At 35.8% G+C, this 21,632-nt stretch carries 20 protein-coding genes and 2 rRNA genes; 12 read left to right on the forward strand and 10 right to left on the reverse strand.

Annotation, left to right across the window (positions count from 1 at the left end):
* Positions 1 to 137 precede the first annotated feature (137 nt).
* Positions 138 to 3,033, forward strand: a 23S ribosomal RNA gene (locus A9CBEGH2_RS10665).
* 43 nt (positions 3,034 to 3,076) lie between these two features.
* Positions 3,077 to 3,190 (forward strand): 5S ribosomal RNA (gene rrf, locus A9CBEGH2_RS10670).
* Between the two features lie 286 nt (positions 3,191 to 3,476).
* On the opposite strand, the gene A9CBEGH2_RS10675 is transcribed toward rrf, so the two are convergent.
* The gene (locus A9CBEGH2_RS10675) at positions 3,477 to 3,785 is read right to left on the reverse strand and encodes a hypothetical protein (protein ID WP_118362192.1); all 309 of its coding nucleotides are present in this window, start codon (positions 3,783 to 3,785) and stop codon (positions 3,477 to 3,479) included.
* On the reverse strand, positions 3,778 to 5,517 hold the full coding sequence (locus A9CBEGH2_RS10680; RefSeq protein WP_118362193.1) for an ABC transporter ATP-binding protein: 1,740 nt from the start codon (positions 5,515 to 5,517) through the stop codon (positions 3,778 to 3,780). Before A9CBEGH2_RS10680 ends, A9CBEGH2_RS10675 begins: the two co-directional genes overlap by 8 nt.
* 210 nt (positions 5,518 to 5,727) lie before the next feature.
* On the opposite strand from A9CBEGH2_RS10680, the gene A9CBEGH2_RS10685 reads away from it, so the two are divergent.
* Together A9CBEGH2_RS10685 and A9CBEGH2_RS10690 are read left to right on the forward strand one after the other, a co-directional pair.
* Positions 5,728 to 6,075, forward strand: a complete 348-nt coding sequence (locus tag A9CBEGH2_RS10685; RefSeq protein ID WP_115715960.1) for a DUF2200 domain-containing protein — start codon at positions 5,728 to 5,730, stop codon at positions 6,073 to 6,075.
* A gap of 15 nt (positions 6,076 to 6,090) precedes the next feature.
* On the forward strand, positions 6,091 to 6,378 hold the full coding sequence (locus tag A9CBEGH2_RS10690; protein ID WP_118362194.1) for a DUF1905 domain-containing protein: 288 nt from the start codon (positions 6,091 to 6,093) through the stop codon (positions 6,376 to 6,378).
* A gap of 97 nt (positions 6,379 to 6,475) precedes the next feature.
* On the opposite strand, the gene A9CBEGH2_RS10695 is transcribed toward A9CBEGH2_RS10690, so the two are convergent.
* The 6 genes from A9CBEGH2_RS10695 to aroB all read right to left on the reverse strand — a co-directional run bounded on the left by A9CBEGH2_RS10695 (position 6,476) and on the right by aroB (position 12,687).
* Positions 6,476 to 7,348, reverse strand: a complete 873-nt coding sequence (locus A9CBEGH2_RS10695) for a CPBP family intramembrane glutamic endopeptidase (RefSeq protein WP_163104763.1) — start codon at positions 7,346 to 7,348, stop codon at positions 6,476 to 6,478.
* Positions 7,349 to 7,422: 74 nt separating this feature from the next.
* A complete protein-coding gene (locus A9CBEGH2_RS10700; RefSeq protein ID WP_115715957.1) occupies positions 7,423 to 8,271 on the reverse strand; it encodes a prephenate dehydrogenase in 849 nt (282 codons plus the stop codon).
* Positions 8,268 to 9,533 (reverse strand): 3-phosphoshikimate 1-carboxyvinyltransferase, encoded by a 1,266-nt coding sequence (gene aroA, locus A9CBEGH2_RS10705; RefSeq protein WP_163104765.1) that lies wholly within the window; start codon positions 9,531 to 9,533, stop codon positions 8,268 to 8,270. Before aroA ends, A9CBEGH2_RS10700 begins: the two co-directional genes overlap by 4 nt.
* Positions 9,530 to 10,549 (reverse strand): 3-deoxy-7-phosphoheptulonate synthase, encoded by a 1,020-nt coding sequence (gene aroF / locus A9CBEGH2_RS10710; RefSeq protein ID WP_163052697.1) that lies wholly within the window; start codon positions 10,547 to 10,549, stop codon positions 9,530 to 9,532. The genes aroA and aroF overlap by 4 nt, the downstream gene beginning before the upstream one ends.
* A gap of 8 nt (positions 10,550 to 10,557) precedes the next feature.
* The gene (gene aroC / locus A9CBEGH2_RS10715) at positions 10,558 to 11,673 is read right to left on the reverse strand and encodes a chorismate synthase (RefSeq protein ID WP_163052311.1); all 1,116 of its coding nucleotides are present in this window, start codon (positions 11,671 to 11,673) and stop codon (positions 10,558 to 10,560) included.
* Positions 11,674 to 11,688: 15 nt separating this feature from the next.
* Positions 11,689 to 12,687, reverse strand: a complete 999-nt coding sequence (gene aroB, locus A9CBEGH2_RS10720; RefSeq protein WP_163052312.1) for a 3-dehydroquinate synthase — start codon at positions 12,685 to 12,687, stop codon at positions 11,689 to 11,691.
* A gap of 383 nt (positions 12,688 to 13,070) precedes the next feature.
* Here aroB and A9CBEGH2_RS10725 point away from each other — a divergent pair, with 383 nt between their 5' ends.
* The 6 genes from A9CBEGH2_RS10725 (at position 13,071) to A9CBEGH2_RS10750 (ending at position 18,087) form a co-directional block, all read left to right on the forward strand.
* Complete coding sequence (locus tag A9CBEGH2_RS10725; RefSeq protein ID WP_118277749.1) at positions 13,071 to 13,319, forward strand: hypothetical protein; 249 nt, start codon at positions 13,071 to 13,073, stop codon at positions 13,317 to 13,319.
* A gap of 270 nt (positions 13,320 to 13,589) precedes the next feature.
* The gene (locus A9CBEGH2_RS10730; RefSeq protein WP_118277748.1) at positions 13,590 to 14,669 is read left to right on the forward strand and encodes a chorismate mutase; all 1,080 of its coding nucleotides are present in this window, start codon (positions 13,590 to 13,592) and stop codon (positions 14,667 to 14,669) included.
* A gap of 1 nt (position 14,670) precedes the next feature.
* Complete coding sequence (locus tag A9CBEGH2_RS10735; protein ID WP_118277747.1) at positions 14,671 to 15,906, forward strand: pyridoxal phosphate-dependent aminotransferase; 1,236 nt, start codon at positions 14,671 to 14,673, stop codon at positions 15,904 to 15,906.
* Positions 15,907 to 15,998: 92 nt separating this feature from the next.
* On the forward strand, positions 15,999 to 16,592 hold the full coding sequence (lepB, locus tag A9CBEGH2_RS10740) for a signal peptidase I (protein ID WP_115715950.1): 594 nt from the start codon (positions 15,999 to 16,001) through the stop codon (positions 16,590 to 16,592).
* Positions 16,593 to 16,711: 119 nt separating this feature from the next.
* Positions 16,712 to 17,506: a zinc transporter ZupT gene (zupT, locus tag A9CBEGH2_RS10745; protein WP_163104767.1), complete on the forward strand. Its 795-nt coding sequence runs from the start codon at positions 16,712 to 16,714 to the stop codon at positions 17,504 to 17,506.
* Positions 17,507 to 17,604: 98 nt separating this feature from the next.
* Positions 17,605 to 18,087, forward strand: a complete 483-nt coding sequence (locus A9CBEGH2_RS10750) for a GNAT family N-acetyltransferase (RefSeq protein WP_197739431.1) — start codon at positions 17,605 to 17,607, stop codon at positions 18,085 to 18,087.
* A gap of 191 nt (positions 18,088 to 18,278) precedes the next feature.
* Here the strand turns inward: A9CBEGH2_RS10750 and A9CBEGH2_RS10755 are convergent, their stop codons facing one another.
* A complete protein-coding gene (locus tag A9CBEGH2_RS10755; RefSeq protein ID WP_115715947.1) occupies positions 18,279 to 18,971 on the reverse strand; it encodes an LrgB family protein in 693 nt (230 codons plus the stop codon).
* Between the two features lie 3 nt (positions 18,972 to 18,974).
* Positions 18,975 to 19,325, reverse strand: coding sequence for a CidA/LrgA family protein (locus tag A9CBEGH2_RS10760; RefSeq protein WP_163104769.1), 351 nt, complete (start codon positions 19,323 to 19,325; stop codon positions 18,975 to 18,977).
* Positions 19,326 to 19,555: 230 nt separating this feature from the next.
* On the opposite strand from A9CBEGH2_RS10760, the gene A9CBEGH2_RS10765 reads away from it, so the two are divergent.
* Both A9CBEGH2_RS10765 and A9CBEGH2_RS10770 read left to right on the forward strand, forming a co-directional pair.
* On the forward strand, positions 19,556 to 20,728 hold the full coding sequence (locus A9CBEGH2_RS10765) for a hypothetical protein (protein ID WP_163104771.1): 1,173 nt from the start codon (positions 19,556 to 19,558) through the stop codon (positions 20,726 to 20,728).
* Between the two features lie 156 nt (positions 20,729 to 20,884).
* A complete protein-coding gene (locus tag A9CBEGH2_RS10770; protein WP_115715944.1) occupies positions 20,885 to 21,505 on the forward strand; it encodes an undecaprenyl diphosphate synthase family protein in 621 nt (206 codons plus the stop codon).
* Positions 21,506 to 21,632 lie beyond the last annotated feature (127 nt).

Here is a 21,632-nt window from a genome sequence, read left to right on the forward strand (position 1 = left end):
GAAGGCTGAGAAGCATTCCGAATCGATCTTTGAAAACTGAATAACAGAAGACATAACAGAAGGTCTATAACGAAAAGTTGTAAGAAATTCACGAGTTGAAGTTAAACAAACAGAAAACTCAAAGCTAAGCTAATGGTGATTAAGTAAGAAAGGGCGTACGGTGGATGCCTAGGCACTTGAAACTGAAGAAGGACGCAACAAACGGCGAAACGCGGCGGGGAGCTGTACGTAAGCAAAGATCCGCCGGTATCCGAATGGGGGAACCCGGCATGCGTAATAGCATGTCATCCGCAGATGAACAAATAGTCTGCGAGAGAGGTACCCGGGGAACTGAAACATCTAAGTACCCGGAGGAAAAGAAAACAACAGTGATTCCCTGAGTAGCGGCGAGCGAAAGGGGAGGAGCCCAAACCAGACCGAGGTCTGGGGTTGAAGGACCGCGATACGGCAAGAATCATGGTAGGAGAACGGCATTGAAAGGCCGACCGGAGAGGGTGCAAGTCCCGTATCCGAAACCGTGAGGAAGCCCAGCGGGATCCTGAGTACGGCGAGACACGAGAAATCTTGTCGGAAGCAGGCGGGACCATCCGTCAAGGCTAAATATAAGCAAGTGACCGATAGTGAACCAGTACCGTGAGGGAAAGGTGAAAAGAACCGCGGGAGCGGAGTGAAATAGAACCTGAAACCGTATGCTTACAAGAAGTCAGAGCACGTTAAGGTGTGATGGCGTGCCTTTTGTAGAATGAACCGGCGAGTTATGTTATCGTGCGAGGTTAAGCAGGAGATGCGGAGCCGAAGCGAAAGCGAGTCTTAATAGGGCGGCAGTACGATGACATAGACCCGAAACCGTGTGATCTAGCCATGATCAGGTTGAAGTTCAGGTGAAACTGAATGGAGGACCGAACCGACCCCCGTTGAAAAGTTGGCGGATGAGTTGTGGCTAGGGGAGAAATTCCAATCGAACACGGATATAGCTGGTTCTCCCCGAAATAGCTTTAGGGCTAGCGTCGAGGATGAGTCTTGTGGAGGTAGAGCACTGAATGTACGATGGCCCCATCCCGGGGTACTGAGTATAATCAAACTCCGAATGCCATGAGATATTCCCGGCAGTCAGACCGTGGGTGATAAGGTCCATGGTCAAAAGGGAAACAGCCCAGACCGCCAGTTAAGGTCCCAAAATGTATGCTAAGTGGAAAAGGATGTGGGGATGCACAGACAACTAGGAGGTTGGCTCAGAAGCAGCCATCCTTCAAAGAGTGCGTAACAGCTCACTAGTCGAGTGACCCTGCGCCGAAAATGTACCGGGGCTAAGCATACTACCGAAGCTGCGGATTTGTAGTAATACAAGTGGTAGGGGAGCGTTCCATGCACGTGGAAGCCATACCGTAAGGAGTGGTGGAGAGCATGGAAGTGAGAATGCCGGTGTGAGTAGCGAGATGCAGGTGAGAATCCTGCACACCGATAGCCCAAGGATTCCAGGGGAAGGTTCGTCCGCCCTGGGTAAGTCGGGACCTAAGGCGAGGCCGAAAGGCGTAGTCGATGGAAAACAGGCAGATATTCCTGTACCCGCGATGGAAATGAAGGAATGACGGAGAAGGCTAGCATGAGCCACTTATTGGATTGTGGTCGAAGCGAATAGCAGGTGCACAGTAAAATGCGTGCACGGAATGTAAAACGTGACAGGTAAGCGAAACCCTAGGGGAGTAGCGAAGCATGCGAGGCCAGCTTCCAGGAAAAGTTTCTAGTGCTAATTCCATAGCGGCCCGTACCAAAACCGACACAGGTGGGCAAGGAGAGTATCCTGAGGTGAGCGAGAGAACTGTTGCCAAGGAACTCGGCAAAATGACTCCGTAAGTTAGCGAGAAGGAGTGCTTATGAAAGTAAGCCGCAGTGAAGAGGCCCAAGCGACTGTTTAACTAAAACACAGCTCTCTGCGAAGTCGCAAGACGAAGTATAGGGGGTGACGCCTGCCCGGTGCTGGAAGGTTAAGAGGATTTGTCAGTTTCGACGAAGCAATGAATTGAAGCCCCAGTGAACGGCGGCCGTAACTATAACGGTCCTAAGGTAGCGAAATTCCTTGTCAGGTAAGTTCTGACCCGCACGAAAGGCGTAACGATTTGGGCGCTGTCTCGGCAGCAGACTCGGTGAAATCTTAGTACCTGTGAAAATGCAGGTTACCCGCAACTAGACGGAAAGACCCCATGGAGCTTTACTGCAGCCTGATATTGGATTTTGATCAGAGATGTACAGGATAGGTGGGAGACGAAGAAGGATGCACGCCAGTGTATCTGGAGTCGACGTTGGGATACCACTCTTGTCTGATTGGAGTTCTAACCTGCGTCCATGAAGCTGGACGGGGGACCGTGTCAGGCAGGCAGTTTGACTGGGGCGGTCGCCTCCCAAAGAGTAACGGAGGCGCCCAAAGGTACGCTCAGATTGGACGGAAATCAATCGGCGAGTGCAAATGCAGAAGCGTGCTTGACTGTGAGACAAACAGGTCGAACAGGGACGAAAGTCGGGATTAGTGATCCGGCGGTGCCGAATGGAAGGGCCGTCGCTCAACGGATAAAAGCTACCCTGGGGATAACAGGCTGATCTCGCCCAAGAGTTCACATCGACGGCGAGGTTTGGCACCTCGATGTCGGCTCATCGCATCCTGGAGCTGAATTCGGTTCCAAGGGTTGGGCTGTCCGCCCATTAAAGCGGTACGCGAGCTGGGTTCAGAACGTCGTGAGACAGTTCGGTCCCTATCTGTTGTGGGCGTAGGAGATTTGAGGAGAGCTGTCCTTAGTACGAGAGGACCGGGATGGACCTACCGCTGGTGCACCGGTTGTTGTGCCAACAGCATAGCCGGGTAGCTAAGTAGGGAAGGGATAAGCGCTGAAAGCATCTAAGCGCGAAGCCTACTCCAAGATGAGATCTCCCATACGCAAGTAGTAAGACCCCTTGAAGACGACGAGGTAGATAGGTCAGGGATGGAAGCGCAGCGATGCGTGGAGTTGACTGATACTAATAGGTCGAGGACTTAATCAAATGTTGACTGTTGTTCAGTTTTGAAGGTTCGAACCTTCAGGGATCTGGTGATGATGGCGAAGTGGACACACCTGTTCTCATCCCGAACACAGAAGTTAAGCACTTCAGCGGCGACAATATCCAGACGTGCTCTGGTGAAGATAGCACGTCGCCAGTTCCTTTTTGAGCCTTGCGGCTCTTTTTTTATATCATGGTTCTACACCATGGCTTTTTTTATTTGATGGCGTTTAGTGAAGAAATGAGTGTATAAGTTGATATTTTATAACAAATAAAACTAGAATGCATAAAAAGGGGCATTTTAGAGGTCTTAGAACGTGTTTTTGTTAAGGGATATGATTTTAGTTTATTTTATTAAAATCACCTCTTAAAGTGCCTTAAAATGGCGGATACTATTAACATAGTAGTATTCATAAAAAAATAAACAGGTTATTTGAACCTGCTTATTAAATAAAATATATTTTTGTTGTAGGATCTTGCTTTTTCAATATTGATAATATTTCAGGAAGTTCTTTTTCGTACTTTTCTTTAGAGGTTTTATAATAAGAACTATTGTTTTCGAATACATCAATTATTTGTTGTATAGTAACAAAATCTCTTTCTACATCTAAGTGTTTATAATTAAATGTAATTACCCAAATGCCTGTATCACAGGCATTTAGGTATGCATAGCCAGGTTCTGTAATAGAAAGTGGTACGCAATCTATCATAATGTCATATCCTTTTAAAATATCTTGAATCTTCATATTAATCATCTAATCCTTCAAATTGCAATCGGTAATAATTAGCGTATACACCATTTTCTTTTAATAATTGTTCGTGAGTACCTCTTTCTTCCATACCATTTTCACCAATAACGATAATTTCATCTGCATGTCGAATCGTAGATAATCGATGGGCAATCGTAATACAAGTACGATTTTTTGCTAATTCTTCTAGACTCTTTTGAATATGTCTTTCGCTTTCATTATCCAAAGCGGAAGTAGCTTCATCTAAAATTAGGATTTTAGGATCTTTTAAGAATACGCGAGCAATTGAAATACGTTGTTTTTGACCTCCAGATAAACGTGTTCCACGCTCTCCAACATAGGTATCATAACCATCAGGTAAACTCATAATAAAGTCATGGATATTAGCTTTTTTAGCCGCATCAATAATTTCTTCTTTGCTGGCATCGGGTCTTCCATAGGCAATATTTTCTAAAATGCTGCCGGTAAATAAGTAAACATCCTGTTGAACGATACCAATTGCTTTTCTTAAGCTATTTAATGTTAGACTACGAATATCTTTTCCATCAATAGTAATAGAACCTTCACATACATCATAAAAACGTGGCAGTAAAGAACAAATTGTTGTTTTACCTCCTCCACTTGGACCAACAAGGGCAATCGATTTACCTGCATCAATATGGATGTTTTCATTCTCTAAGACAGGTTCATCTGCATTATAAGAGAAAGAAACATTATGATAATCAATGACTCCTTCTACATCTGTTAGATCTTGTGCATCCACGCAATCACGAATTTCTGGTTTTGTTTCCATGACATCTAGGAAACGACGAAAACCTGAGAACCCTTTTTGAAACATTTCTGTAAATTCTACTAATACTTCGATTGGAGCTACAAAGATATTAATATATAAAGCATAGGTTGCCAAAGAAACAGGACTTAGTGTTCCCTGTGCAATAAAGTATCCACCAGCAACTAGAATAGTAAGATATAACATTCCCTGAAAAAAGTTGTTACCTGCATGAAATCTACCCATACAGTGATAGTTGTTGATTTTTGAATGTAAGAACTGCAGATTGCTTTCAGAGAATTTATTTCTTTCAATATCTTCATTCGCAAAAGATTTTACTACACGTATTCCTGCCAGAGAATCTTGTAATCTAGCATTTACACCAGCAATCTTTTTACGATTATCCATAAAGGTTGCCTGCATTTTTTTGTTTTGTGCTAAAGAGAACAATAACATGCAAATGGTTACAATCATAAGAATAATTGTTAAAGGCACATGTATATAAAGAAGTAATAGAAATGATCCAAATATCTTCAACAAAGAGATAAAAATATTTTCAGGACCATGGTGAGCAAATTCTGAAATGTCAAATAAGTCACTAACGAGTTTACTCATCATTTCACCAGTGTTATTTTCATCATAGTAAGAGAAAGATAAACGTTCAAATTGATCAAACAGTTCCTGACGCATATCACTTTCCATTCTAGAACCCATGATATGCCCCTGAGCACTTACATAATAACGGCAAATACTGCGAATTACATACATCACGAAAAGACCAATAGCTAAGTATAATAATCCTTTCATAATAGCGTCTTTGCTTTGTAGATAAAATGTAGCGTTTAAATAGTTTAAGATTTGTGGAAATGCTAAATCGATTAAACTTATAACTAAAGCACAAAACATATCTAAAAAGAATATCGTTTTATATGGTTTATAATAACGAATGAATTTTTTCATTGTATTCATATAGTTCCTCCTCACATCCAGTAAATTATAAAACAAAATAAAGAAAACAGCCACTATAAAACAAGCCGTAAAGCATAATTTTTCGTTTGTTGAAGCATAATATGAAAAGATACAGGGCAGAATATTTGAGAAGGATAACCTGTACATAGTAAAATAAAAAACGTTATGGTAGAATAGGGTTGAAAATAGATAGAACAGGAGTGTTGTATCATGAACCATAAAATATTTACTGCCAGTTTCGCAAGTGTATATCCTTTGTATGTTCAAAAGGCAGAAAGAAAACATCGTACAAAAGAAGAAGTTGATACGATTATTTGCTGGCTTTGCGGATATGATAAAGAAACTTTACAGAATCAATTAGATAAACAGGTTGATTTTGAAACATTTTTTAACGAAGCACCATGCATACATCCAAATGTTTCTTTAATTAAAGGTGTCGTGTGTGGGGTACGTGTAGAGGAAATTGAAGATCCGCTAATGCAGAAAATACGTTATCTGGATAAACTAATAGATGAACTTGCGAAAGGAAAATCAATGGATAAGATTTTACGAAAATAAACAAGTGAGGTAAAAATGAATAAAAAAATATATGAATATGATGCGTGTATTCATTGTATCCCTGAAAAGGGAGGGGCATATGTTATCTTCCCATGGAATGTGAAAGAAGAGTTTGGGAAAGGCCGTGTTAAGGTACATACAACATTTGATGGAGAACCATATGATGGAAGTGTTGTGAACATGGGATTAAAGAATCCGGATGGAAGCATTTGTTACATCATTGGTATTACAAAAGAAATTCGTCAAAAGATTCAAAAAAATGATAAAGATTTTGTACATATTACGATTCAGGAAAGAGAGTAGATAGCGATATGATAAAAACTGTAACAAAAAGATTGTTACAGTTTTTTGGGTAAGAACTCAACTTATTCTTTGGTTAATCGAGAAATAATTCGTTGTTTTATATTTTTATAAAGCTAGTGGCTGTCATAAGCAGAGTAAGAACTAGAAATACGATGGAAACCCAATTCTTAAAGAAATAAGTGATATTTTTTCCTTTGTACAAGTGATAGTAATTTAAAATCATTGTTCTTTTTTTGATGATTGTGGAAATGGTAAATATAATAAATCCAATAGATACTAATAAAAATATAGCTGAAATAACAACATTTTTCACAAAGAAAAGTTCAAAAATAGATAAACTGTTATTTAGAAAGTGTATTAATATTCCAATGAGTACATTATTCGTTCGTATGACAGAATAAGAAATAACAATACTTAAGGCGAATACAGGAATAGCTTGTACTAGATTTCCATGAAGCAGGGCGAATAGAATACTTGTTGTGATAATCGCAAATACATTGCCATGTCGCTTTAATGCTTGAAGGATAAAGCCACGAAAGAATAATTCTTCAAAAACAGGCGCAATAACACAGACAGAAAGGATTATGATCATATTGTAAAAAGCATCATTTTTAAAGGATAAATCTGGCATTGTCATTTGCAGATCAAACTGAAGTAATAGAAGGTTTATAAGATTTGTCAGGATTCCTAAAATCATTGAAGATCCAATACTAATGAGCGTATAGTAGAGAACTTTAGAAAATGATAAGTTAAGGTGTTTATCAAAAGGAATGGTTATTTCTAATTTTCTTGTATATCTTTTTATAAGAATAGGTATAACACAGATGGTTGTCAAAATAGATAATAGCTGTATACTTAAATCTGCTTTAATACCAAGCCCTGCAAGAACAGCGGAAAATGGTATTGAAAAAAGCAGAGTTAATAAAAAATACATACATAGAGATGTTGATACAGTTTTACATTCTTTCATAATTTCCTCCATTTTCCACATTTTAGTTACTGTGGATGCATTTTATAAAATTGTTTTTAAATATAGGATGTTTGTTAACGATCAAATAGCTTTCTTCTTTTGGTAGATTGACGAAATAGAGTTTTTAACCCTTCTTCATCATGTTCTACTAATTTTGTTTTTAAGTTTTCTACTTCTTTCATAAAAGAATCAATTTCCTGAATTAAGATATCTTTATTTAAGAAAAAAAGTTCACTCCACATATTTTCGTTAATTTTCGCAATTCTGGTAAGATCTCGAAAACTGTCTCCTGTATAATCTACAAGATGGGTGTTGTCGTTTGTATTCATTAGCGATACGGCAATCACATGAGTTAGTTGAGATAAAAAGCCAATCATGGTGTCATGTTCTTCTAAAGTTAAGATACTAATGTGAGAAAATTCTAAGATGTGCGCAAGGTCTTTTAAACAGGAAATATCTTGCTGCGTGTTTTTGGCTGTTGGAGTTATGATAAAATTTGCACTGTGAAATATTGTATCATCTGCATTTTGAACACCACTTACTTCTTTTCCTGCCATCGGATGACTTGCACAGAAATGTAAATCATCGCGCAAAAAGTTTTGTATTTCTTCAACGATACCACTTTTTACACCACTGACATCACTAATGAATGCATGAGGTTTCATATGCTTTTGATTGTTTTTGATCCATGTAACCATAGCTTTTGGATATAAGGCACTAATGATGATATCTGCTTGTTGAATAAGTGCTGTATCATATGTAGAACCATGATCAATAAGATTGTTTTGTAAAGCATAGGAAATACTTTCTTCTTGTATATCAATGGCATCTACATGGTATCCTTTTTTCTTTAAACCCATTGCATAGCTTCCACCTATGAGCCCTAGACCTACTATGAGAAAACGTGTGTTCTGATCTATCATATATATTCCACCTTTCCTTGTATGGAAATAATATCTTCAAAAAAGGAAGGATAACTTTTATTGATAGCTTGTGCACCATCTATGATTATTTCTTTATTTGCACATAATCCTGCGATACATAATGCCATAACGATGCGATGATCATTATGTCCATACAGTTCTTTTTCACAAACATATGTTTGATTTCCTTTTATATAAATATCATCTTCACCAGATCGTATATCGACATGAAACTTATGGAGTTCTTCTTCCATTGCCAAAATACGATCACTTTCTTTCATACGCAGTCTTTTCGCATGTGCAATATGTGTTTCCTTTTGTGCATACATACCAAGTACACATAAAATTGGTCCTAAATCTGGACAGTTTCCTAAATCAATATAGGAACCTTTAGGGATTCCTTTACGTACAAGATAACCTTCTTTTTTTTCTTCTACTTGTATACCAAAGTCTTTTAAAATTGTCAGTATTTGTTTATCCCCCTGCCTAGATGATGGATTGACTCCTTTGATATATAAATCATTTTGTATAGAGGCAAGTACAGCAAAAAAGGCAAATTGAGAGAAATCTCCTTCTACGGTATAGTTACATGGTTTATATGTTTGATTGCCTGGTATATAGATAAGATTTTCTTCTTTAAAGTAAGCATGAATTCCAAAGGCTTCTAACATCTGCAATGTTAATTGTACATAAGATCGAGATTCAAAAGGGGGAAGAATTTGAATCGTAGAATCTTCTTTTAATAAAGGAAGTGTAAATAATAGTCCACTGATAAACTGAGAACTAATATCTCCTTTTAATACAAAGTTGTCTGGTTTAAGCGAAGAGGATATACATATTTCATCATTGTTTTGAAGGAAAGGCAAACCTTGTTTTTGAAAGATTTCTTCGTATACTTTTTGTGGGCGCTGCATAAGTCTTCCTTCTCCGCTAAAGGTGATGGGTTGATTACATAGGGAAAAAATCGGAATAAAAAAACGCAGGGTGGAACCAGATTCCTTACAATGAATATGCGTGTCCTTTATATGTTGAAAATCACAAATTCCATCAATATGAAGCGTATGTCCGTCTTGTTTGATGAGCGCTCCTAACTTTCGCATACCTTGGATTGTCGCAAGAATGTCTTGGGAGTAGTCTACATTGGATATTACGCTATGGCCGTTTGTTAAAGAAGCACATATGATGGCACGATGGGCCATGCTTTTGCTTGGTGGTATCGTGATGCTTCCACTGCATGTAGAAGGTTTAATTTTTACTTTCATAAAAGATCCCTCCCTAAAACATGTGCAATCTTTCTTCCTTTTTCTACTAATGCATCAAATTTTTCTGGAAGTAAACTTTGTACACCATCACTCATCGCATTTTCTGGATCATCATGAACCTCAATGATAAGTCCATCTGCACCTGCTGCGATGGCTGCCAAAGAGGCAGATTCTACCAGTTTCCAGTCTCCTGTGGCATGGCTTGGATCTATGATGATCGGCAGGTGTGTTTTTTCTTTGATGATAGGAATGACACTAAGATCTAATGTATTTCTTGTGTATGGTTCAAAGGTTCGTATGCCTCGCTCACAGAAGATAACATTTGGATTTCCTTCTGACAGGATGTATTCTGCTGCCATGATCCATTCTTCAATTGTGTTGGCAAGTCCTCTTTTTAAAAGGATTGGTTTTTTTGTTTTTCCTACAGCTTTTAACAAGTCAAAGTTTTGCATATTGCGAGCACCAATTTGAATGACATCGACATGTTCGATGAATTCATCCAGCTTATCTGCACTCATAAGCTCACTAACGATAGGAAGTCCAGTTTTTTTACCTGCTTTTTCCATGGCGAGAATCCCTTGTGTTCCCATACCTTGAAAAGCATAAGGAGAAGTACGAGGTTTGTAGGCACCACCACGAAGCATACACGCACCTGCTTCTTTTACTTTATAGGCGATACGTTCAATCATTTCTTCACTTTCTACACTGCAAGGTCCTCCAATGACAACGATTGGTTTTTTTCCGCCAATGTGAATACCATTTACATCCACGATAGTATCCTGTGGATGAAACATACGGTTCGCAAGCTTATAAGGTGCCGCAATTCGCTGTACATGTTCTACATAAGGATTGGCTTCTATTTGATCTATATCAATACAGGAAGTATCTCCAACAATGCCAAATACATTATAGTTTTCTCCTATACTTTCATGTATTTGTAATCCTGCATCTTTAAATTTCTGCATTACATGCTCTATATCTTTTTTTGAAGCATGTTTTTTCATAGAGATAATCATCATAATTCCTACTTTCTTTTTCTGTTGTGCAACATGGAAAGGGTTGATTCTCTTTCCATGATAAGATCTAATAACCCTATGGCAACCATACTGTCAATTACAACACGCGCACGATGTATGATAGCTGGATCATGTCTTCCCTGAATCTGCAGTTTTACAGGTTCATGTGTTTCTTTATCAATTGTATCCTGCTGTTTATAAATAGATGGAGTAGGTTTGATAACACTGCGGATACAAATCGGCATTCCATTGGAAATTCCTCCATTGATTCCTCCATTATGGTTGGTAGCGGTTTTTACCTTTCCATCAAACAATATCGCATCATTTGCCTCACTTCCATAAAGCTTCGCAAAATCAAAACCTTCTCCAAATTCTACTCCTTTTACTGCCGGCACACTAAACAGTAGATGAGATATGTGACTTTCTATAGAATCAAAGAAAGGCTCTCCGATTCCTTCTGGCATATGCAAGACACATGTTTCAATGATTCCTCCAACACTATCCCCCTGCATGGCAGCTTCTTCTATGACTTTGCGCATTTCTTCTGCTTTCTTTTGATTTAATAGCGCAAAATCACACTGGTTCATTTGTGATATCTGCTCTTCTAATATATCTTCTTTTGTGGAAAATTTATCATCTTTGATATGATGACACTGTAAGATATGACTTCCAATTAGAATTCCTTTTTCTTTTAAAACCTGCATGGCAATCGCACCTGCAGCCACAAGAACAGCTGTTAATCTTCCACTAAAATGACCGCCGCCTCGATAATCCTGGTATCCCAGATATTTGATATCTGCTGTATAATCTGCATGAGAAGGACGAAGACGGTTTTTTGTCTTTTCGTAGTCATGACTTCTTGTGTTTGTATTTTCAATAAGAATCGTTAGGGGTGTACCTGTTGTATATCCTTCAAAATAACCACTGACGATATGAATTTCATCTGCTTCTTTTCGCTGTGTGCTGATGTTTCCTTTTGCTTTTCTTTTTTCCATCTGCTGTTTTATAAAATCCAAATCTAAGGCAATTCCTGGGGCTAAGCCATCCATGACAGCACCAATACAATCGCCATGACTTTCCCCAAATATTGTCACACTTAATTGATTTCCAAATGTATTTTTCATAAACGACCTCACTTATTATAAATATTTCTTAATATCTTCAAGATGCATATCCTCTAAGACTGCTTTTCCACATTCTTTGACTTTAACTATCGTAATTGTATCTCCATTTGCTTTTTTATCTTTGCATAAAAGCTGATATACTTTTTCTTTGTCAAAAGAGGGTAAAGCAGGCATATGCAGTTTTTTATAAACATTGAATACTCTTTCTTTTAATTTTTCATCTTCTATAAAATATAACATTCCCATGGATACACATTCTCCATGCAGGTAGCTATCTAAATGATAATAACTTTCAATCGCATGTCCAATCGTATGTCCAAAGTTTAAAATTTTACGTAACCCTAATTCTTTTTCATCTTGTTCTACAACTTTTTTCTTTACAAGCAGGGAACGATAAAGAATATCTTCCAAATGTTCTTCGATAGATTCACTTTCAAATAGGGCAAATAGCTCTTTATCCTGTATAAGACCTGCTTTCAAGGCTTCTACAAGACCATTTCGAAAATGACGGATAGGAAGGGTTTTTAAGGTATCTGGATCAATAAAGACGGCTTTAGGCTGATAAAATGCCCCAATGATATTTTTTACTTCCTGTAGATTGATTGCGACTTTTCCACCAATGCTGCTGTCAATTTGTGACAGGGTCGTTGTAGGAATCTGAATAACATCAATACCACGCATATAACTTGCGGCTACATAACCGCTGACATCACCTACTACACCTCCGCCTAAGGCAACAATACAGTCTTTTCTAGAAAATCCATGCGATAATAAATCCTCACACAACTCTTGAAAAACAGACAGGCTTTTGGATTCTTCTCCTTGTTTTATGATATGGATATAGCCTTTCTGACATTGTTCCTGTACCGTCTTGGCATAAGATAAAGGAACACCATCATCTGTAATGATCATTACTTTACGTTTTAAATCTATATAATCACTAACTCGATACAGACATCCTCTTTCCAAAATAATATCATAACCGTTTTCTTTTAAATCTACATGAAGTTTCATAAACATCCCTCCTATAAAGAAAAAACATCGCTATAAGTGAGCGATGTAATTGTATTCGTTATAAAGAAGTGAAAAAGAACCATGAAATCAATGGCTTTATAACGAAAAATTCAAATTATAATAAAATCGTTTAACAGACATGGTATCACTCTCACTTTTCTATATCATAATATACTTTTCTTCTAAATACAAGATGAATAAAGAAATAAATGAAAATAAATGAAAAAAATGAAAGAATGATGACAAAGGTAAAATTTGTAAAAGATGTTATCTTTTCCTCATACAGAAAAAAGTATGTAAGTACAGGAATCCTGCAAAGTCTTTGTTTCTCATTGACAAAAGGTTTTAAACTGGGATAATGTTAGAAAAAAGGAGGCATACGTATGGGGTTTGCGCAAGGAGAGGTACAGGCTATGTTTAGGTTATTTTCTATTTTATTGTTATTTGGGGAAATTCCTCTTTATCTTATCGCAGTTAATAAAATAAAAGAACACAATTCTTGCACAGGATATAAAGCTATATTATTACTCATGCAGGGAATTGTGATATTAAGTTATATGGATGTAATACAAAGCAATTCCATTATGATTTCTATTCTATTCGCCGCCATGTTTTTTTACTTCCTGTGGTAATCTTAAGCTTTTTGAAAAAATTTCTTGAAAAGAGAAGTATTACTATGTATATGATTTATTTAGGCATCTTTCAAATCGTTTTTCTTTTGTTGCTTTTCGTTGGTTTTGAAAGTACTATGTGATATATTCTTAAAATGCTGTGGTAAGGAATATCACAGTTTTTTAATACATAATAATGAAAGAAATTGTAATAATATGAAATATCTTTCATAAAAAGATAGGCTTCTTTATGAATTTATATTATAATAAGAAAGAAAAGTAGGTGAGTGTATGAGTTTGCTGGAAGATGCACGAAAACAAATCAATGAAGTAGATAAGGAAATCGCAAGATTATTTGAAAAACGTATGCAGGCGGTGGAGGATGTAGCACATTATAAACAGGAACATGCTTTGCCTGTTCTTGATCAAGGTCGTGAACAAGAAGTTCTGGATAGAAATGTCAACTATATTGAAAATGAAAAATATAAAGATAGTTATCTTTCCATGATGAAGGATATGATGCGTATTTCCCGCAATTACCAGCAAAGTCTTCTTCATAAAGAAGTAGTTGGTTATCAGGGAGTAGAGGGGGCTTTTTCCAGTATTGCGGCAAAACATCTGTTTCCACATTATAAAAAAAGAAGTTATACTAGTTTTGAAGACGTTATAAAGGCAGTTATTTCCGGGGAAATCGAATATGGTGTTCTTCCTGTAGAAAATTCGTATAGTGGAGAAGTGGGAGAAGTTATTGATCTTTTAATGAAATATGAGCAGGTGTATATTCAACAAATATATGATTTAAAAATCTCTCAAAATTTGTTAGGAATCAAAGGGGCAAAACTAGAGGATATCCAGCAGGTATATTCAAAAGATCAGGCAATTTCACAATCGAAGCAGTTTTTAGAAGGAAGAGGCTATGAATTGATTTCTTATCCAAATACCGCAATGGCTGCAGAATATGTAGCTAGAATGCAGGATAAAACCAAGGCAGCCATAGGCGCAAAAGAAAATGCAGAACTTTATGGCTTGGAAGTACTTGTGGAAAATATCAACACAAGCATGCAGAATACTACACGTTTTATTGTCGTAGGAAGAGAATTAACAATGGAGGGTAATGAGTTTAGTGTTATTTTCTCTGTACCTCATAAGGCTGGGACGTTGGTTTCGGCTATGAATATCATTGCCAGACAGGGATTTAATATGGAAAGTATTTTATCCAGAGCAATGAAAGATAAACCATGGGAATATTACTTTTATGCGGCAATAGATGGAGAGTTAAAAGAAAAAAAAGCACAGAAAATGTTGAAAGAACTGCAGGATGTATGTGAAAGTGTACGTGTAGCAGGAACATATAAGAAAGAGGGTAAGTAACATGAGTTTTGTGAAAACAAAGGTGGATATGACACCGATTGAAGACACAGTCTTTGCGATTGTAAAAAAAGCAAAAGAAGCAAAAGCAAAAATAGGAGCAGAAAATGTCGTTGATGCAACGATTGGTTCTTTGTATAACGAGGAAGGAAGTATCGTTGCTTTTGAAAGTGTATTTACACCATATGATCAAATTGCGAAAGAAACAAAGGCAGCGTATGCAGGAAGCTTTGTAGGAAATGAGTCTTATCGTAAACAGGTATATGACTGGATCGTAAAGCCAAGTGGTTCTACATTGGAACATAGTGTAATTGCGACTCCTGGAGGAACTGGTGCTGTCGCATTGACACTGCAGGAAATATTAGATGAAGGAGAGAGTGTGTTATTGCCTGAAATCGCATGGGGAAGCTATAAGCTTATGGCTGCGATGGATAATTTAAAAGTAAAAACATATTCTTTATTTGAAGAAAATCATTTTAATATTTCTGATTTTCAAAAGAAATGTGAAGAAATACTAGAAACACAAAAAAAACTTCTCGTTGTTCTTAACGACCCATGTCATAATCCTACCGGATACTCTTTAACAAAAGAGGAATGGGAAGAAGTTGTTAGAATTTTAAATGCATGTGCAAAGAAAGCACCTGTTATTTTGTTAAATGATATTGCCTATATAGATTATTCTTATGATGTAGATCATTCTAGAGATTATATAAAAACATTTGATGCGTTTAATGAAAATGTATTTGTTGTTATCGCATTTAGCTGCAGCAAGTCTTTAACCTCTTATGGGCTTCGCTGTGGAGCAGCAATCTTAATGGCAAAAACGAAAGAGGCAGTACGCAGTGTAGAAATCGTTTTTGAAAAAGCAGCACGTGCTACCTGGTCTAATATTCCTAATGCCGCCATGGATAATTTTACATTTGTAACAACTGATAATCATAATGCTTATATGAAAGAAAAAGAATTCTATATCAAACTATTAAAAGAAAGAAGTGAAATCTTTGTAGAAGAAGCTAAGGCATGCGGACTTTCCTGCTATCCGTATAAAGAAGGATTCTTTGTAACTGTGAAAATGGAAGATAATAATATAAGAGATGAATTCCATGAAGCCTTGATGCAGAATCATATTTATACTGTAAAAGTAAATAAAGGAATACGTGTTGCGGTTTGCAGTTTAAGTGTTGAAAAATGCAAAGGACTGGCAAAACGCATGGCAGATATTTTAAATAACTTGTCATAATTTGACTGCTTCGGCAGTCTTTTTTGTCGGATAATTTTAGTAGATGTATAGTCTTTGAAGTGATATAATAGATAACAATGAGGAGGTAATGTATGGAAGAAAACAATATCGAAATTCATTCAAAGAAAAAATCACGTTTTGTATATGAACTCCTTGATCTTTTAAAAACCTTTTTAATTTGTTTTGTTATTGTCTTTCTGTTTACACAGTTTCTTCTAAAACCTGTACATGTAGATGGAGACAGCATGTATCCAACACTAAAAGATGAGGAAGTTGGATTTGTTAATATTTTTAGCGCAAAACATCTTGGAATCCATCGCTTTGATGTTGTGGTTGTTCATCATGAAGAAACAGATGATAATTGGGTAAAACGTGTCATTGGTCTTCCGCATGATACGATTTATGCAAAAGATGATGTTCTATATATCAATGGAGAGCCACAGGAAGAGCCCTATTTAAATACTTCCTATGTAAAAAGCATTCGTGCACAGGGAAGAAAGTTTACAGAAGATTTTGGACCAATTACCTTAAAGGATGATGAATATTTTGTGATGGGAGACAATCGTGTTGTATCTCATGATTCAAGGGCAGTAGGACCTTTTCATAAAGAAGACATCATAGGGAAAAATGCTTATATTTTATATCCCTTTAATGAAATGAAAATTGTAAATAATCCAATGAACTAAAGTTTCTTTAGGTATCTAGAGAAGCTTTTTTATATTAAGGAGAACCATATTTCTTGACAATACCAGCAGGAAGATGATAATTTAAAGTTAGATTAAGTTAACAAATAGGAGGGGATTACATGGACAATTCTATTATCTTAGCATTTTTTGTTACATTGCTTGCAGGATTAAGTACAGGGATTGGAAGTTGTATTGCATTTTTAACAAAACATACGAATAAAAGATTTTTATCCATTAGTTTAGGGTTTTCTGCAGGTGTTATGATCTATGTTTCAATGATAGAAATATTTGTAAAATCAAAAGATTTATTAACGCTTCAGCTTGGTCAGAAAATGGGAAGTTTCATAACAGTAGTTTCTTTTTTTGGAGGAATGTTATTTATTGCGTTAATTGATAAAATCATTCCTGAAGAGGAAAATCCACATGAAGTAAAATCGGTTGAGGATATTGATAAAAAGTCAAAGAAGCTTATGCGTATGGGAATTGTTAGCGCGATTGCGATTGGAATACATAATTTTCCTGAAGGATTGGCGACATTTGTATCCGCATTGCAGGATGCCAGCATTGCCATACCAATTGTAATAGCCATAGCACTTCATAATATTCCAGAAGGCATTGCTGTATCTGTTCCTATTTACCATGCGACTGGATCAAAAAGCAAAGCATTTCGCTATTCTTTCTTGTCAGGTCTGGCAGAACCACTGGGAGCTTTTATCGGCTATATGCTTTTAATGCCTATTATGAACGATATGGTTTCTGGAATACTTTTTGGTTTTGTAGCTGGTATCATGGTATTTATATCTTTTGATGAATTGCTTCCAGCCGCAAAAGAATATGGAAATCATCATCTGTCTCTTTATGGTCTAATTTCAGGAATGATCGTTATGGCAGTTAGTTTGTTGCTGTTTTTGTAATGTAACAGTATGAAGAAATATTTTTGAATACTATATTACAATGATTAAAAAATAGATGGTATACTATAGAAAAGTTAAAGACTGATGGAGGGATAGAGATGGATTTTCATTTATTATCCAAAGATTATATAGTACGCAGATTAGATATACATGATGTAGATATAATTTATGAACTGAGTTGTGAAAATGATATTTTTTATAAACATCATTCACCATTTGTAACAAAAGAAAGCATAATAGAGGATATGGAGGCTCTACCACCTCAAAAGAGCTATGAGGATAAATACTATATCGGTTTTTTTGAAGAGAATATTTTGGTTGCTTATATGGACTTGATTTTAGCTTATCCTGCAGAAGATATTGCATTTATTGGATTGTTTATGATGAGTGTAAAATATCAAAAGAAAGGAACTGGTTCAAAAATCATAAGGGATGTCTGTAGTTACTTAAAATCATTGGGCTATAAAAAAGTACATCTTGGAGTTGACAAAGGAAATCCTCAAAGTTATGCTTTTTGGTTAAAAAATAAATTTTGTGTGATTGATGAAGATAAGTATATTCTTATGGAATTAGTATTATGATTTTCAGTATATAACTGATAAATTTGCTGAAAAAATATCTATGAATTATCAAGACGTATGTTCATACGTCGTTTTACTTACATGATTTATAGAGGGTAATAATATGTCTGTCAAAAAAAGAAAACCGTCAAGTTCTCTTAAACAGAGGATATTGACGGTTTTCTTAGTTTAATGTTGAATATGTAATTTAATTATAAGAAAGAATTAAAAATAGGAAACAAGAATACGGTTATGATACCAGAAACGACAATAGCTAAACTGGACATAGCACCTTCAATTTCTCCCATTTCCATAGCTTTAACAGTTCCAATCGCATGAGAACTGCTTCCAATGGCAATACCTTTGGCAATAGGATGATGAATACGAAATAGCTTGCATAAAGGCTGTGCAATGACATTTCCAATGATTCCAGTAATAATGATGACAGTTACTGTGATAGTCACGATACCGCCAAATTCCTGTGAAATATCCATACCGATAGCTGTTGTAATAGATTTTGGCAATAAAGTTACATAATGCGTATGAGATAAATGAAAAAGGAAAGATAAAATAGCAACAGATGCCATACTTCCAACAGCTCCACTAATGACACCTGCCAATACAGCAGTCGAATGTTTTTTTAATAAATGAACTTGTTCATATAAAGGAACAGCAAGACATATAGTTGCCGGAGTTAAAAGCATGCTTAAAATGTTAGTTCCTTTTTTATAGCTTTCATATTCAATATCCAGTAAGGATAACAGCAGAATAACAAGAATAACTGCAATCAGTAATGGATTGCATAAGGCAAATCCAGTTCGCTTTTTTAAATATAAACCAATCTGATATGCAATCAGACTAATAAAAAGAGAGAAAAAGGCAGATTGTATAAAAAAATGTTCCATAATTTATTCTCCTTTTTTCTTAATTACAAACTGTGTCACATGTCCTGATAAAACCATGACAATGGTAGTAGTTAATATCGTAATCCATATTACAGCATGTAAAACAGGACTTAATTCTATCCATGAATCCATAATTGCGACAGCAGCTGGGATAAACATAATTGGCATAAAATCAATTAGAAATTTTGCGGTTTCACGTATATCATCTATTTTTAGAAGCTTTGTTGATAATAAGATAAAGAGAAGGAAAAGACCATAGATACTTGCAGGTATCGGAAAAGGCAACAAGATATGAATAAGCTCTGCAAGAAAGGTAATTCCCATAAGAATACAGATTTGTTTTAAATATTTCATGTAGAAACTCCCTCGTATAATATGACAAAACAATGCGATTATAACATATTTTTAAGGTATGTAAATAAAATTATAATTATAGATTGAAACATTTTTTACGTATTTAAGAAAAAAGAAATATATTTTCTTAAGAATTGTCGTATAATACATTTGCGATTATAAATCTTTTGTATATATAGTTTGAAAAACAAGGTCATGATATAATGATATAGAACTGGGAGGAATTAGACATGTATAAAGATGAAAATGAAAGAATGCATGATGAAGATGTTGATCTTACCAAAATGATCCATGCATATCGTCAAGATGATGAACTGCATAGAAAAATAGAAGAAATGAAAAAGCAGAAAGAACAGGAAAAAAACAAAGAAAAAGAAAAGGAAAATGTAAATCCTTTAACTGGAGAAAGTTATCATTCTTCAATTTTTACACAAAAGAAAGAAGAAACAAAACAGGAAGAAAAACCACAATCTTCTGATGATAAGACACTGGTCATAATGAATGGGAAAAAGTCTCTTTCTGCACAGGAAGAAAAAACAATTGTTATGACTAGAAATGTGGAAGAAGAAACTTTTGAAACAGATGCATTTGATGATGAAGATGCAACGATTGTTGTAGATGATGGAGTTATGAATTTTGAAGATATTCCACAGGAAGAGGATGAAGAAGACGAAGAGGAAAATACTGAAAAAACCAAGAAGATGAACAAAGCCATCACGTATGGAATTTTAGGTGTCTTCGTTGTTCTTTTACTTGTTGGTGCATTTTTTGGTGTGCGTTATGCTTTAAATTCTTTCCTTGGATCAGATGAACCAAAAACAGAAGAGCCAACTTCAGTAAAAGAAGAAAAACCAACATTGCCTGCAGAAGATGGTGATAAAGACAGCGATGTAACAGATATTCAAGATAATAGTTCGAAGATTGCTTCTTTAAAACAGCAGAAAGAAACATATGAAGGACAGTTAAAAACAGCAAAATCAAATTTGGAAAAAGCAAAAACAGCTAAAACCAAAACAGAATTGAATGTAAATGTAGCTGCCACTAACTTAACAAATATACAAAATCAAATTGACACATATTCAATGAATCAAATTTTACCAAAAGAAAAAGCACTTTCTGAAAAACAAGATGCGTTAAAAAATGCTACTGATATTGGAGATGAAGCATTGATTGCGACAGCTAAAAAAGAAGTTGAACAGGCACAAGCAGACCTTGATGCTGCTAAAAATGCGCCAGAATTTCTAAACATGCAAACGCAAATGAATGAAGCTAGTTCGAAAAAACAGGAAGCAGATTTAGCTGATAAAAAAGCACAGGAAGATATAGACAGGTATCAAAAGCAGGCAGATGATTTAACATCTAAAATTGCAGATATAGATAAACAGTTAAAGGAATTAGAATAAAAAGAAATGGTCTTGAAGTTCACAAAGATAGTAGAACTTTAGGACCTTTTTTTGTGGATGAAACTTTAATAGTATTAGATGATAAAAACAATATTTCACGAATATTTTTTTCTTTCTATTCTTATACTAAAAAGAAGGAAAGGAAGGAAATAGAAATTGAGAATACCAAAACATATCGCAATTATACCAGATGGGAATCGAAGATGGGCACAAGGACATCAAATGAAGAAAAAAGATGGCTATCAAAAAGGATTGTTTCCTGGTGTACAGGTTTTAAGAAAAGCGAAAGAATATGGAATATCTGAAATCACATATTATGGTTTTACAACCGATAACTGCAAAAGACCAAAAGAACAGAAAGAAGCGTTTCAAAAAGCATGTGTGGATGCATGGCGATTGATCAAAGAGGAAGGAAATGTTTCTCTTCTTGTTGTTGGAAATACAGAATCAGGAAACTTTCCAGAAGAATTACGAGAATATACAACAAGAAAAGAGATTGGAAAACCGGAAATAAAAGTAAATTTTTTAGTGAATTATGGATGGGATTGGGATTTGTCAGGTATAGAGAAAGGAAAAGGTCCAAATTCTAAAGAGATTTCAAGAATAGATTTAATTATTCGCTGGGGCAATATGAGAAGATTATCTGGCATGCTTCCGATACAATCGGTATATGCAGATTTTTATGTTGTGGAACGTCTATGGCCAGATTATCAGGATAAAGATTTTGATGATGCGATTGTCTGGTATGATCAGCAGGATGTCACATTAGGAGGATAGAAAATCAAGGCAGACCATGTTAAACGTGGTTTGTTTTTTTATCTTTCAAAATGTATAATAGGATAAAACCTAAAGGAAAGGAATTAAACTAGAGTTAAGGTTAATATGCTATTTATAAATAAGACAG

The sequence above is a fragment of the Amedibacterium intestinale genome, assembly GCF_010537335.1.
In the GTDB taxonomy this organism is placed as follows: domain Bacteria; phylum Bacillota_I; class Bacilli_A; order Erysipelotrichales; family Erysipelotrichaceae; genus Amedibacterium; species Amedibacterium intestinale.

Excerpts from the sequence above, each read along its gene's own strand:
- zupT (WP_163104767.1), top strand. The coding sequence starts at position 16,712 with ATGGACAATTCTATTATCTTAGCATTTTTTGTTACATTGCTTGCAGGA.
- A9CBEGH2_RS10680 (WP_118362193.1), bottom strand. The coding sequence starts at position 5,517 with ATGAATACAATGAAAAAATTCATTCGTTATTATAAACCATATAAAACG.
- A9CBEGH2_RS10760 (WP_163104769.1), bottom strand. The coding sequence starts at position 19,325 with ATGAAATATTTAAAACAAATCTGTATTCTTATGGGAATTACCTTTCTT.
- lepB (WP_115715950.1), top strand. The coding sequence starts at position 15,999 with ATGGAAGAAAACAATATCGAAATTCATTCAAAGAAAAAATCACGTTTT.
- A9CBEGH2_RS10685 (WP_115715960.1), top strand. The coding sequence starts at position 5,728 with ATGAACCATAAAATATTTACTGCCAGTTTCGCAAGTGTATATCCTTTG.
- aroF (WP_163052697.1), bottom strand. The coding sequence starts at position 10,549 with ATGATTATCTCTATGAAAAAACATGCTTCAAAAAAAGATATAGAGCAT.
- A9CBEGH2_RS10730 (WP_118277748.1), top strand. The coding sequence starts at position 13,590 with ATGAGTTTGCTGGAAGATGCACGAAAACAAATCAATGAAGTAGATAAG.
- aroA (WP_163104765.1), bottom strand. The coding sequence starts at position 9,533 with ATGAAAGTAAAAATTAAACCTTCTACATGCAGTGGAAGCATCACGATA.
- A9CBEGH2_RS10750 (WP_197739431.1), top strand. The coding sequence starts at position 17,605 with ATGGATTTTCATTTATTATCCAAAGATTATATAGTACGCAGATTAGAT.
- aroB (WP_163052312.1), bottom strand. The coding sequence starts at position 12,687 with ATGAAACTTCATGTAGATTTAAAAGAAAACGGTTATGATATTATTTTG.
- A9CBEGH2_RS10755 (WP_115715947.1), bottom strand. The coding sequence starts at position 18,971 with ATGGAACATTTTTTTATACAATCTGCCTTTTTCTCTCTTTTTATTAGT.
- A9CBEGH2_RS10675 (WP_118362192.1), bottom strand. The coding sequence starts at position 3,785 with ATGATTAATATGAAGATTCAAGATATTTTAAAAGGATATGACATTATG.
- A9CBEGH2_RS10725 (WP_118277749.1), top strand. The coding sequence starts at position 13,071 with ATGGGGTTTGCGCAAGGAGAGGTACAGGCTATGTTTAGGTTATTTTCT.
- A9CBEGH2_RS10700 (WP_115715957.1), bottom strand. The coding sequence starts at position 8,271 with ATGATAGATCAGAACACACGTTTTCTCATAGTAGGTCTAGGGCTCATA.
- A9CBEGH2_RS10690 (WP_118362194.1), top strand. The coding sequence starts at position 6,091 with ATGAATAAAAAAATATATGAATATGATGCGTGTATTCATTGTATCCCT.
- A9CBEGH2_RS10765 (WP_163104771.1), top strand. The coding sequence starts at position 19,556 with ATGTATAAAGATGAAAATGAAAGAATGCATGATGAAGATGTTGATCTT.
- A9CBEGH2_RS10695 (WP_163104763.1), bottom strand. The coding sequence starts at position 7,348 with ATGAAAGAATGTAAAACTGTATCAACATCTCTATGTATGTATTTTTTA.
- A9CBEGH2_RS10735 (WP_118277747.1), top strand. The coding sequence starts at position 14,671 with ATGAGTTTTGTGAAAACAAAGGTGGATATGACACCGATTGAAGACACA.
- aroC (WP_163052311.1), bottom strand. The coding sequence starts at position 11,673 with ATGAAAAATACATTTGGAAATCAATTAAGTGTGACAATATTTGGGGAA.